This window comes from Abiotrophia defectiva ATCC 49176 (genome assembly GCF_000160075.2).
In the GTDB taxonomy this organism is placed as follows: Bacteria; Bacillota; Bacilli; order Lactobacillales; family Aerococcaceae; genus Abiotrophia; species Abiotrophia defectiva.
In genome coordinates this window covers 668,635-681,238 of sequence record NZ_KI535340.1, presented here as the reverse complement: position 1 = coordinate 681,238, position 12,604 = coordinate 668,635, and the positions used below count along the sequence as shown (strand labels likewise).

Sequence of the window (12,604 nt, the reverse complement as noted above, 5' to 3'; positions counted from 1 at the left end):
CGATAGAGAAGTGAGGAAGGGGCCTATTATGACGGAATTAAAAAGCAAGAAAGACCGGACCCAGGACTGGCTCCAAGCGCATTTGGGGCATCTGAGCCTACAATGCCATCATTGCCATCAAGCCTTGAGCCTGGAGGGCTATAGTTTGGTTTGTCCTCAGGGACACCGAGTAGATAGCCATAAACAAGGCACCTATTTTTTGAGCAATAAGTCAGTTGATGACCATTATGACCGGCAACTTTTTCAGGCAAGACGGCGGTTTATACAAGAATCTGCTTATTACGCTCCCTTGCAGGACCTGCTAAACCAATTAGTAAGCGACCATCAAGCCAGCCTAGGACAATCAGACTCGCCTTATCGCATTCTAGATGCAGGCTCGGGCGAAGGGAGTCACTTGGCCTGGCTCTTGGCTCAAGATCCGAACCACCGGATTGGACTTGGTGTGGATTTGGCGCGGGCAGGTATTGCCCTTGCTACCGATTTTAATGGGCAACAACTCAATTTAGTAGGGGACTTGGCCCAGCTACCTATTGGCGACCAGACCATCGATGGTCTATTGTCCATCTTATCGCCCTCCAACTATCAGGAATTTGACCGCGTCCTGGCGCCGGGTGGGCAAGTCTTCAAGGTTATTCCAAATGGCGGATATTTGGCAGAAATCCGCCGGGCCTTAGGGCAAGAGGCGGTTAAACAAACTTACGACAACCAGGCAACCCGACAAGTCTTTGAAAGCCACTACCGACACCATCAAGCCTATCCAGTGCAGGCAAAGCGCCTGCTCACAGACCAAGCCAAGGCTGACTTAGTGGCGATGACACCTTTGACTTGGCACCTAGATGCAAGTCAGGCCAGCCAACTAGTAGAGTCTCTGCCGGATGAATTTTTACTCGATCTGACGGTCTTAGTAGGCTGGAAGGAATAAGGATTTACTTAAGGAGTTAGCTTGAGAGAGCTAGCTCCTTTTTCTATGGCATCTAGTCGCATATTAGCTTAGGTTTCTAGTAGCCGAAGGGGCTTCAGATATGATAAAATGAAGGGTGTGAGTATCAGGAGGTGGGTTGCATGATCGCGGATGATTTTATCGATGATTGGCAATTATTTTTGGCACCCTATGAGCAGGCAGTGGATGAGCTTAAGCTCAAACTTAAAAACCTGCGCAAGGAGTTTCGTATCGAGCATCGTCGGGCGCCTATCGAGTTTGTGACGGGGCGGGTTAAGACGCGGGAGAGTATCTTAGAGAAAATGGAAGTACGCAAGATTGCGCCAGAAGATTTTCTAGTAGGGGTACAGGATATTGCCGGTGTTCGGATCATGTGTCAGTTCGTAGAAGATATCTATGAAGTGGCCAATATTTTGAAGAATCGTCAGGACTTCAAAGTACTCTTAATTCGCGATTATATTCAAAATCGTAAGCCGAGCGGTTATCGCTCCTATCATATGGTTTTGGAGTATCCTGTCCAGCTGGCTTCCGGCGAAGTCAAGCAACTCATTGTTGAGGTTCAGATTCGGACCTTGGCCATGAACTTCTGGGCAACCATTGAGCACTCGCTCAACTACAAATACCAAGGCGAATACCCACAAGAAATCTTAGAACGGCTAGAGCGCGCCTCCGAGGCAGCCTTTCGCCTGGACGAAGAGATGTCGGAGATTCGCGATGAGATTCGTGAAGCGCTCTTGCTCTTCGACAAACGCTAAGGAAGGACGGTTGACGGATGAAACAAGCAATCATGATTTATACCAATCAACAGCCCCAATCCTTAGAAATTGAGGCCAGTCTCAAGGCTAAATTGGAGTTTGCGGGCTTCCGCTTGGTGGAACCTGGCCAGGTGCCTGATTACCTCATTACCATTGGCGGTGATGGCACGCTTCTAGCAGCCTTCCATGAATATCAGGACTGGTTGGATTGTTTCATCTTTATCGGGATTCACACCGGCCATCTGGGCTTCTATGCCGATTGGCTACCCCATGAATTAGATGAGCTAGTGGATAGTTTGGTTCGTTCTGGCGGACAGGGCCATGTCAGCTATCCCTTACTTAAGGTACAGGCCGCTTGCAAAGATGGCAAAATTCATGAGTGGCTGGCCCTCAATGAATGTTCCCTAAGGACGATGGCTGGCACCATGGTAGCCGAGATTCAAATTAACGACAAGTTCTTTGCCACCTTCCGTGGCGACGGCCTCTGTATCGCGACGCCAACTGGATCCACTGGTCTTAACAAGTCACTGGGTGGAGCCGTCATGCATCCTCGTGTGGATGCCTTACAATTAACGGAGATGGCCGCCCTTAACAACCGGGTCTATCGAACCCTGGGTGCGCCTATGATTATTCCACGTGATGAATACCTAACCTTGGTTATCCAAGAAGAAGCTCAGACCATGCTCATGATCGACCATCTTGCTTGCGAGACTAAGGGGATCCAGTCAGTCAAATTCCAGTTGGCTGATACACGGATTAAGTTTGCCAGCTTCCGCCACACCCATTTCTGGGACCGCGTAGAGAATTCCTTTATCGGCCACAAGCAGGAACGGAATCCAAAATCAAACATTAACAAGTCAGTAAAATAAAAAAGAGGGAAAAATATGCGTTTTAATAAACAACACTTAATCAAACTCGGGCTCTTAGGCTTAGCTAGCTTAAGCTTGGCAGCCTGCAACTTAGGGCAAGGTGGCAACAACTCCAGCAACAATACGACTAATGCGACCGTCACCGAAGTCGATAAGAAAGTCGAAATTCCAGACAACACCAATATTGCGGGCATGTCTGAGTCTGAAAAAGCCAGTTTCTATTCTAGCTTAGACCTGATTACACTTGACACCAGTGAGGGCCTCAAGCCAGGTGAATACTCTAACATCAAAGAAATTGTCACTGAACAAGAGTATAATGACCTCATCCTATCAACGACCGATGGGCCTAAAATTGTCTATCTAGGTTTTGACGAGTGTCCATACTGCCACGCCTTCTCTCCTAAGATCAACCAATTAGCTAAGGAAAAGGGCGTCACTGTCTACTATTACAATACCCGTAAACACGCCAATGACAGCAACTTCCAATCTGCTATGCAAGTCTATGGGGTTAATAAGGTACCTAATGCCTTTATCGTCAAATCAGGAAAACCCGGCACCAATGTCAACCACTCAAGTAAAATGGCAGATCTCGAAGCTTTTATTAACGAGGCAGCGAAGTAAACGTGGTCCAGTTTCAATGGCACTATGAGGGAGAGCATCCGGTTCGAATCAAGGACTATCTCAAGCATCTGGGCATCCCTCGCAAGTTCGTATCACATGTTAAATTCGAAGGTGGCAACATTTTATTGAATGGGCAAGAAGTCAATGTCCTGGCCAAATTAGAGGCAGGCGATATCTTGACCTTGGTGGCAGCTGATGAAGGAAGCCACGAGACGGTGCCACCTTCACATGTCCCCATTCAGGTTATTTACGAAGATCGGGACCTACTGATTGTCAATAAACCGACTGACGTAGTCTCCATCCCTTCCAAACGGATTCCAGATTCCGCCATGGCCAATCGGGTTAAGGGCTACTATCAGCGCCAAGACTACGCGGATCAGGTCATTCATATTGTCACCCGTTTGGACCGCCAGACCACTGGCCTCATGTTGATAGCTAAGCACCGTTTAGCTCACGCCATGTTGGATAAGCAGGTCCAAGGGGGGCAAGTAGAGAAATATTATTTGGCCATTTCGACAAAAGCAGACTGGCCGGATCATGGCGTCATCGATCGGCCCATTGCGCGCACAGAAGATTCGATTATCACGCGACGGGTCCATGAAAGTGGCCAGCGGGCAGTCACTGAATATTGGCTAAAGCATCGCTTTGCTGACAGCAGTCTACTCAAGCTGCGCCTTCATACCGGACGTACTCACCAGATTCGGGTCCATATGCAGGATGCAGGTGGGGTCCTAGTAGGAGATGACCTATATGGTGGCCCGCATTTAGAAGCGATTAGGCGCCAGGCCCTGCACTGCGGTGAACTCCGTCTCACCCAACCCTTTACAGGGCAGCGTTTGGTGCTATCGGCTCCTCTGCCTGAGGATATGGCTGCTTGGCTAGCTAAAAGACAACATCACCTATAAAAAAAGAGCTCGATAGCCAAATATCGAGCTCTTTTCTTATAGAAAAAGCTTGGAGTTAGCTCCAAGCCTGGCTTAATGTAGACGATAGCTTCGAATACGATAGCCACGTCGTTCTAGTTGTTTGACTAATTGATTATACTCAACAGGGTCCAAACTGTTTGGAAGCGCATAGAGGATTTGGCCCTTGGTATCCATATCGGTCTTCTCTAGGGTGGTAGCAGAGACAATATCGCTAAAGCGATTGATTAACTTGCTGACTTGAGCCAGCTCGCCACGGCTCCCTAGGGTCTCGACTGATAGGGCAAAACCAGCATTCGGCATGGCCCAGGCTTGAGCTAGCCATTGCAGCATGGTATTGTGGCGGATAATGCCGCTGAAGCGATTTTCACGGTCTAAGACGGCTACGTAAGGTAAGTCGTTGAGGGTAAAGACCAGATGGTAGAAGGAGTCTTGCTCGTGTACTACGCGGGTGGTATTTTTTAGGAAGTGGGTGACAGGTAAGCGACTCAAATCCTCATCAGGGTGATGGTAGGCGTATTGATAGATATGATAGCGATAGAGATTACCGCGGTAGAGGGTTTGGGTGGCATCTAAGACGGGTACACAGCGTAGCCCTTGGTCTTCTAATAAATCCAAGGCGCTAGCGCAGTTATCGGCTTCGGTTAGATAGCTAATCTGTTGTTTAGGGACGACCAGTTGTTCAATCATGGCGGCACTCCTTTCTGGGGAACTTCTAGCCCTATCATAGGGCCCAATCTCGTATAGTGTATCAAAAATAAGGGCAAAACACAATATTTTCTCATGGATATCTCATAGAATATTAAAAATATCTAAAAGAAAACGTATTATTGACCTCTAGCTCTTGCAATTTGCAGCATTTTTACCTATTATTAAAGTTAACATTATATTGTAAAAGCAAAAGGAGATTGACGACAATGGACCCCTCGGGGAATTTAAGTACACAAATCTTATTAATCTTAGTACTAACCTTTATTAATGCGATTTTCTCGGCATCAGAGATTGCCTTCGTGTCGCTCAACCAACAAAAGATGACGCAATTGGCTGAATCAGGTAATGTTAAAGCCCAACGCGTGATGAAATTGTTGGATAATTCGGACGACTTTTTGGCCACTATTCAAGTAGCCATCACCTTAGCAGGCTTCTTCTCTAGTGCGTCGGCTGCAACTACCTTTGCAGATCGAATTATGACTTGGCTACCAAGTTTGCCGGGCGGAAAAGCAGTCGCGATTTTGATTGTCACCTTTGTTTTATCTTATTTAACCCTGGTTTTAGGGGAACTTTATCCTAAGCAAGTCGCCCTTCAGATGCCTGAAGAGATTGCCTTAGGAACGGCGGGCTTTATCTCTGTTACCCAGTGGCTAGCCAAGCCTTTTGTGGGCTTGCTGACGGCTTCAACAGGGCTTTTGAAGCGGTTGACGCCAATTGATTTTACCAAAGAAGAAGAGAAGTTCACCCGTAGTGAGATGAAGGCCCTCTTGGCTAACAGCCGCAATGACGGTGCCATTGACACGGATGAGTTTGCTATGATGCAGGGCGTGCTATCACTTGATAGTAAGCTAGCTCGTGAGGTTATGGTGCCTCGGACAGACACCCAGATGATTGATATTGAAGATCCACTGGAAGAAAATATTAATGCCTTATTAGATAGTCCTTTCTCTCGTATTCCACTCTATGAAGGGGATAAGGACAATGTGATTGGTGTGATTCACGTCAAGAACCTCTTACGTGCCTCACGTGAGCATGGCTTTGATAACTTAGATTTACGTGAGATTGCCAATGAACCAATGTTTGTGCCGGATACTATCTATACGGATGATTTACTCCTCGAATTCCGTCGCGAACAAACCCATTTGGCTATCCTCAAGGATGAATACGGCGGTGTCGAAGGGATTGTCACCCTAGAAGACTTAATTGAAGAAATTGTCGGGGAAATCGAAGACGAGTCCGATATCAATAGTGAGTCACTTCAAGCGATTGATGAAACCCACTGGGAAATTGACGGCGGTATGACCCTAGATAAGTTTAATGCGACTTTCAATGAGTCAGTCCGATCTGAGGACGTGGAGACCATTGCCGGCCTCATGATTCAAATTATCGGCTATGTGCCAGATGATGATGAACGCTTGTCGGTACGGGTTAACGACTATGTCTTGACTACCACACAAATTGAAAATGGCCGTATTCGTTGGGTACTGCTAACACTAGATGCTGAGCGCACCATGGCCACTGATTTTGATTACCAAGACTTCGAAGAAGAAGAATTTGGTGACGAAGAAAACGAAGAAAACTAGACTTCTAAAGGGGTAGAGACCATCGTCTCTGCCTCTTCTGCTATAGAATTTGAGAGGAAGGAAAGAGTATGATTATCTTAATTATGGGGGCGTCCCATACAGGCAAAACCCTACTCGCCCAGAGACTATTGGAAAAATATCATTATCCCTACCTATCCATCGACCATCTAAAAATGGGCTTGATTCGGAGTGGGCATAGTCCCCATCATGCCATGACGGATGATCAGACCTTGACCGAATTTCTCTGGCCGATTGTGCGGGAGATGATTAAAACAGCCATTGAGAATGGGCAAAATTTGATAGTAGAAGGCTGCTATATCCCTTTTGATTGGGCCAAGGATTTTGAAGCAGACGAACTTAGCCAGATTAAGTATTATTGCCTAATCATGAGTGAGGATTATATTAGAAAGCACTTTGCCGATATCAAAGCACATGCCAATGCCATTGAACAAAGGGTAGATGACACTTGGTGTACCCTTGACAGCGTCTTGCGGGACAATGCCAGACAGCTAGCTCAGGCTAAGCAAGCGGGCGCCAACTATCTTCTGATTCAAGACGGTTACCAAGTAGAAATCGACTTATAAAAGCTATGGGGCACTGCTGACGCGGTGCCTTTTACTGTGTCTTGCTTTCGCTAAACTCGCAATGTTTGAAGGCAGTCTTTATGACATACCCCTAGGCTTCGGCCTGGGGGTCTTTTTTGTATGGAGAAAACCACCAGCAATGCTGGTGGTTCCGGAGAGCTTACAGCGAGGTAAGCAAAAAGACCTCCCAAGTGGTAAACTTAGTGTAGGTTTCCCGACCACACAAAAAGAACCAGGGAGGTATCCTTATGAAAAAGGACAATGATAGTTTAGCACACACAAGTTGGAATTGTAAGTATCATATCGTGTTCGCGCCTAAGTATCGACGGCAAATCATATATGGGAAGTACAAGGCAACGATTGGCAGAATTATCCGTGAATTATGCGAGCGTAAGGGCGTCATTATCCATGAAGCAAATGCCTGCAAAGACCACGTTCATATGTTAGTCAGTATCCCACCAAAACTAAGTGTTTCAAGCTTTATGGGGTATCTGAAAGGAAAAAGTAGTCTGATGATATTTGATCGATACGCCAATTTAAAGTACCGTTATGGGAACCGCAAGTTTTGGTGTCGAGGCTACTTCGTGGATACAGTAGGCCGAAACAAGGAGAAGATAGAAGAATACATTCGGAATCAAGTTCGTGAGGACCAGGTAGCAGAACAACTGAGTTTGTTCGAAGTGACAGATCCTTTCACGGGAGAAAAGTATCGGAGAAAGTAAGTGGAGCTCTTTGAGAGCTAGCGAGGGAAAGTGGTGCAGGAGGGAAACCGATTCAGTAGGCCTTTAGGCCGTGGCCGGTAGCATAGGCTTCCAGCCGCAGAGCAAACCGCCCGTTGTCACGGGCGGTTTTGATTTATTTGCATTCAACTATTGCAAAAAATGCAATGGTTGACTTGGCTTCTATTTACGGTTTTTGGTCTAAAAGTATATTTTCATGTCGAAAAAAAGCCACCTAAACGAGAACACGAGGTCACCTTCGAAATCAGCCTCTGGTTGTTCAAGCTCAAGTGGCGCATCAAGTGGGAAGCGTAAGCTCCTACACCCCTCCGGGGGTCATGCTTAGTATATCATAAAAAACAGTGAAAATGAAGAACTTCAAGGTCGAATTCAAAATAGAGCGCACGAAGCCAGATTGGAAAGCTCTAATCGGACGGATTATCATCATCGGCGCTTTGTAGCTAACCTTTAAGTAGGAGATGACAACAATGTGGACGGCAGAGTAGCAGGAAAGACTAACTAATTGTCACGCAAAGTCTTTTATCTCAAGTGGGTAAGCGACCTATAAAATCTGACCCCATTTTGACCCCTGAAATTTAGAAAGAGGTCAGAATGGGGTCTTTTTTTTGCGCAATATGAATAATAGGAATAACGTAAAATAGCCAATGATATTTATTCGGCGTTTATGGTATACTATAGGTAGATAAAGGCGGAAAGGAGATGAGGCCATGCACGCTAAGATTAACGCAGAAGAAGTCTTACGACGTCTGAAGAATCAGACCATTAACTATGACAAGGTCTTACGCAAAATGATTGTTAAATGGGAGGCCCAAGAAGACAAGCCAACCATTCTCTTGCATTCTTGCTGTGCACCTTGTTCGACTTCCACCCTCGAATTCCTCTGCCAGCACGCGGAGGTGACCATCTTCTTCTCTAACTCCAATATTCATCCTAAGTCTGAGTATCAGCGCCGGGCCCATGAGCAGAAGCGCTTCGTTGACCAATTCAATGAACGGACTGGCCATCAGGCGGGCTTTATTGAAGATGAATATCGGCCAGAAGTCTTTACGCGTATGGTCATGTTCCATCAATTGGCTGAAGAAGAAGAGGGGGGCGAGCGTTGCTCGGCTTGCTTTAATATGCGACTAGACCGGGTAGCCCAAGTGGCCCAAGAATTGGGCTTTGACTACTTTGGTTCGGCTCTGACCCTATCCCCTAAGAAAAACAGTCAGCTTATTAATGAATTGGGGCTAGAGGTTCAACAACTCTATGATGTTAACTACTTACCCAGTGACTTTAAGAAAAATAAAGGCTATGAGCGTTCAATCGTCATGTGCCGCGAATACGATGTCTATCGCCAGTGTTACTGTGGCTGTGTCTTTGCAGCCAAGCAACAAGGGGTGGATTTACGGGAGGTGAATAAGGAAGCCTTGGCTTATCTCAAGGATAAGCACGAGAATTGGGACAAGATTTCATTTAACTTTGGCAGGAGCAAGGCGAAGGAGGCCAAAGAAAACCATGATTAAGATATTTGGTGGCGTGGTGGACAACCACTTGCCGCGCGTGGAGACCAATCGCCTAGTCCTGCGCAAGCGGACCTTGGCGGACGCAGAAGATATGTTTGCTTATGCTCATTTGGATACCGTGGCTCAGGCGGCGGGGTTCCCGCGCATTCGGAGTCTAGAACAAGAAATTACCTACTTTACCCAGGTTTTTCCTCAAGAAATGAGTTATCGCAGGGTGCCGATTGGTTATGGCATTACCCTTAAGGGAATTGATCGAGTGATTGGCTCCATTGATTTTATTGATCGTCTGGGGCCAGATATCTTAGAGATTGGCTATGTCCTACATCCTACTTATTGGGGACGGGGCATTGCGCCGGAAGCTGTGTCAGCCTTTATCGAGGTGGCTTTTGGCCTACTGGATCTCTACAAATTAGAGGCATCCTGTTATAGCAGTAATGAACAGAGTCAGTCAGTCTTACGCAAATGTGGCTTTTCCCTAGAAGCTTGTTTGCGGGGTAGACACCAACTGGATGATGCCCGCATCGATGACTTACGTTATGGACTACTTAAGTCAGACTGGGCTCGCCGGCGCGAGCGAGCTTCTTACGCATAAGCTAAAATGGAACCGGTACTGTATAGTGCTAGAGTACTAGCCAGGAAAACAGGGTCAGAGTGCAAGCTCTGGCCTTGTTTTTGTCTATCGAGCCAGGAATGGAAAGCGCTTGTCGATAGCCCCCCTCATTGCGTATAATAGAAGTAATCAGTAATTTATGCTAGCCTAGCAATCACTATTTTATCGTCACTCGCTAAAGGAGGTAATGCTATGACCACTCAGCCCCTCACTCTGGCCTATATCGGCAATGGCAAGAGTACCAACCGCTATCACCTACCCTTCGTCGATCAACTGCCCCATTTGTTTCGGGTCAAAAGCGTCTATGTCCGGCATTTTAACTTTGCTTGGCCCAAACGCCCAGATATCCACTATAGTCAGGACTTAGCGGCTATTTTAGCAGACCCTGAAGTGGACTTAGTGGTCATCACGACACCCTTGGACTCCCACTATGACTATATTAAACAGGCCCTCCTAGCTGGCAAACACGTTTTGTGTGAGAAGCCTTTTTTAGCGACTGCCCAAGAGGCGCGCGAGCTCTTTGGCTTGGCGGAAGCATTAGGCCTACACCTAGAGTGCTATCAAAATCGTCGCTATGATTCGGACTACCTCACTAGCCTAGCGGTCATCGAGTCGGGTAAGTTGGGTGATTTGCTGGAAGTCGAGATGCACTTTGATTACTATCGACCAGAAGTTCCGCAAGGGCAAGAAACCTTTACCCTCAATTCGAGCTTTCTCTACAGCCACGCCTGCCATACTTTAGACCAGGTGATTGCCTACTTTGGCCGGCCTGACCGGGTGGTCTACGATGTTCGATCTCTCCTAGGCCCCAATCGGATGAATGATTACTTCGACCTGGACCTCTATTATGGTCCCCTCAAGGTTTCCGTTAAATCCTCCTACTTCCGCCTAGAAGAACGACCTTCCTTCCAACTCTATGGCAGTAAAGGCTCCTTTATCAAGGCTAGCAAGGACCGCCAGGAGGAAGATCTCAAGGCCTTCTATATGCCAGACCAGCCTGATTTTGGTTTGGACAGGCCAGAGCACTATGGCATTCTGTCTAGCCTCGATCAAGAGGGGCGCCTAGTCCGACAAGCCATCCAGAGTCAAAGGGGCGATTATGGCCGCGTCTATCAGGCCCTCTATGCCACAGTCAGAGAAGGCGCCCCCCGTCGCGTTCAACCGCAAGAGACCTTGCTTCAGCTAGAAATATTAGAAGCCGGTATTGCCAGTCTGAAGGCCAGTTGGCAAGTAGCACCTTAGTATTCAGCCAATAACTTAATTTTAAGAAAAGGAGTTGTCGCCCATGGCCAACTTTATCTGGGATCTGGACGGGACCCTCATTAATTCCTATCCCCATACCCTAGAGGCGCTAGCCGAAACCTATCAAGCCTTGGGACTCAGCTTTGACCGAGAGGCAGTGGCAACCTATATTATTGATTATTCCATCCGTGACCTCATCGCTAATCTAGTGGCTTCTGGCCAGATAGAGCGCGACCGTTTTGTGGCTAGACTCAAACAAGCGACCGCTGCTCGGGACGGACAGATTGGTCCCATGGAAGGAGCAGATGCCACCCTAGCTGGCTTGAAGCAAGCAGGCCATCGGCACTTTGTCTACACCCATAAGGACAAGGCAGCCTTCCAAGTTCTGGACCGATTGGGTTGGTCTGACTATTTCGATGAAGTCATTACAATTGAAGCAGGTTTTAAGCGCAAGCCTGATCCTCAAGGGGTGCATTACCTCTTAGCTAAATATCAATTGGATCCGGCTCAAACCTACTATGTCGGTGACCGCGACCTAGATATTGAGTGTGCGCTGGCTGCTGGTGTAGGAAGCATTAACTTTATCGGTCCAGAGACTGGTCGGCAACGCGTCATGACGCAGTTAAAGGATATTCTGGATTGGTTTGCGCCTCATGATGGCCCCGTCACACCGGAATTTAAGGCTAAGTTAGCGGCTTGTTTGTCAGCCAGTTTGACACCTTTGGATCATCTTTCGCTGAATGCAGTTTTCCGGGCCGACTTGCCTCAGTATCAGCGGTGCTATTTCGTCAAAGTGTATGCCGAAGCAGACAAGTTTAAGCGGGATAAGCTAGGTCTCCTAGCAATCTGGCCCGATTGGTATGTCGCGGACCTAGTCTTAGAAGGGCGCCATGTTCTCATTCAAGACTGGCAGGAACTAGCCCCAGTGGTGGCGCCAAGCCTTGAGGACTTAGGCCAACTAGGTGAGCTCCTAGCTAAAACGCATTTGAAGCTGGCGCCTTTAGCTGATCACTTGCGACGTCAACCGCCGCTCAGTCAGCAAGTAAATAGCTGGCATCAGGATTTACTTGGTAGCTCTGAAGCGGCAAGGCTAGCACCCCTCTATGATTTTTTCCAAGCTCGCTTTGAGCAAATCGATGCGGAGTATGCCAGTCTTCCGCAAGCGGTTCTGCATGGGGACTACTCCTGGCGTAACCTCAAACGTAGGGGAGATGAGTGGGCGGTCATTGACTTTGAGCGCCTTGTGGTCGATATTCCCTGGCGTGAATTAGGTAAGCTCTGGCTGCGTGAAGTCAAGTCGACAGAAGAACGCCAAGCCTTTCTAGCAGGCTACCGCAAGATTCTGCCCCTGCAAGAACCAAGCCCCCTGCTAGATGCCTGTCTCTCCTTCCAATTGGCCCAAGGCATCTACCGCTATGTCCTCAAGGTTGATGACCGAGAGTTCCGTCAGATGGCGGATGAGGTGATTGAGGATGTTCAAGCCTGGTGTGTGAGTCAAGGATTGGATATGAGTAATTAATT

13 protein-coding genes are annotated in these 12,604 nt (G+C 47.5%); 12 read left to right on the top strand and 1 reads right to left on the bottom strand.

Translation table 11 applies throughout. The features are described 5' to 3' along the window. Positions 1-28 precede the first annotated feature (28 nt). The 5 genes from GCWU000182_RS03030 to GCWU000182_RS03010 all read left to right on the top strand — a co-directional run bounded on the left by GCWU000182_RS03030 (position 29) and on the right by GCWU000182_RS03010 (position 4,090). Entirely contained in the window at positions 29-922 is an 894-nt protein-coding gene (locus tag GCWU000182_RS03030) for a methyltransferase domain-containing protein (protein WP_023391277.1), read from the top strand. A gap of 140 nt (positions 923-1,062) precedes the next feature. Continuing rightward, positions 1,063-1,695: a GTP pyrophosphokinase gene (locus GCWU000182_RS03025; RefSeq protein WP_023391276.1), complete on the top strand. Its 633-nt coding sequence runs from the start codon at positions 1,063-1,065 to the stop codon at positions 1,693-1,695. 17 nt (positions 1,696-1,712) lie between these two features. After that, positions 1,713-2,564: an NAD kinase gene (locus tag GCWU000182_RS03020; protein WP_023391275.1), complete on the top strand. Its 852-nt coding sequence runs from the start codon at positions 1,713-1,715 to the stop codon at positions 2,562-2,564. A 15-nt stretch (positions 2,565-2,579) separates the two neighbouring features. Then, positions 2,580-3,185 (top strand): thioredoxin family protein, encoded by a 606-nt coding sequence (locus GCWU000182_RS09565; RefSeq protein WP_023391274.1) that lies wholly within the window; start codon positions 2,580-2,582, stop codon positions 3,183-3,185. A gap of 2 nt (positions 3,186-3,187) precedes the next feature. Continuing rightward, on the top strand, positions 3,188-4,090 hold the full coding sequence (locus GCWU000182_RS03010) for an RluA family pseudouridine synthase (protein WP_023391273.1): 903 nt from the start codon (positions 3,188-3,190) through the stop codon (positions 4,088-4,090). Positions 4,091-4,162: 72 nt separating this feature from the next. Here GCWU000182_RS03010 and cbpA read toward each other — a convergent pair whose 3' ends face one another. After that, entirely contained in the window at positions 4,163-4,798 is a 636-nt protein-coding gene (gene cbpA, locus GCWU000182_RS03005) for a cyclic di-AMP binding protein CbpA (RefSeq protein WP_023391272.1), read from the bottom strand. A gap of 227 nt (positions 4,799-5,025) precedes the next feature. On the opposite strand from cbpA, the gene GCWU000182_RS03000 reads away from it, so the two are divergent. The 7 genes from GCWU000182_RS03000 to GCWU000182_RS09560 all read left to right on the top strand — a co-directional run bounded on the left by GCWU000182_RS03000 (position 5,026) and on the right by GCWU000182_RS09560 (position 12,602). After that, positions 5,026-6,402, top strand: coding sequence for a hemolysin family protein (locus GCWU000182_RS03000; protein ID WP_023391271.1), 1,377 nt, complete (start codon positions 5,026-5,028; stop codon positions 6,400-6,402). Positions 6,403-6,470: 68 nt separating this feature from the next. Beyond that, positions 6,471-6,986, top strand: coding sequence for an ATP-binding protein (locus GCWU000182_RS02995; protein WP_023391270.1), 516 nt, complete (start codon positions 6,471-6,473; stop codon positions 6,984-6,986). A gap of 248 nt (positions 6,987-7,234) precedes the next feature. Beyond that, positions 7,235-7,708, top strand: coding sequence for an IS200/IS605 family transposase (gene tnpA / locus GCWU000182_RS02990; protein WP_023391268.1), 474 nt, complete (start codon positions 7,235-7,237; stop codon positions 7,706-7,708). Between the two features lie 725 nt (positions 7,709-8,433). After that, on the top strand, positions 8,434-9,231 hold the full coding sequence (locus GCWU000182_RS02985; protein WP_023391266.1) for an epoxyqueuosine reductase QueH: 798 nt from the start codon (positions 8,434-8,436) through the stop codon (positions 9,229-9,231). Beyond that, complete coding sequence (locus GCWU000182_RS02980; RefSeq protein ID WP_023391265.1) at positions 9,224-9,823, top strand: GNAT family N-acetyltransferase; 600 nt, start codon at positions 9,224-9,226, stop codon at positions 9,821-9,823. Before GCWU000182_RS02985 ends, GCWU000182_RS02980 begins: the two co-directional genes overlap by 8 nt. A 210-nt stretch (positions 9,824-10,033) precedes the next feature. Beyond that, complete coding sequence (locus GCWU000182_RS02975) at positions 10,034-11,083, top strand: Gfo/Idh/MocA family oxidoreductase (protein ID WP_023391264.1); 1,050 nt, start codon at positions 10,034-10,036, stop codon at positions 11,081-11,083. A 43-nt stretch (positions 11,084-11,126) separates the two neighbouring features. Further along, positions 11,127-12,602, top strand: coding sequence for an HAD-IA family hydrolase (locus GCWU000182_RS09560; RefSeq protein WP_023391263.1), 1,476 nt, complete (start codon positions 11,127-11,129; stop codon positions 12,600-12,602). Positions 12,603-12,604: the final 2 nt, after the last annotated feature.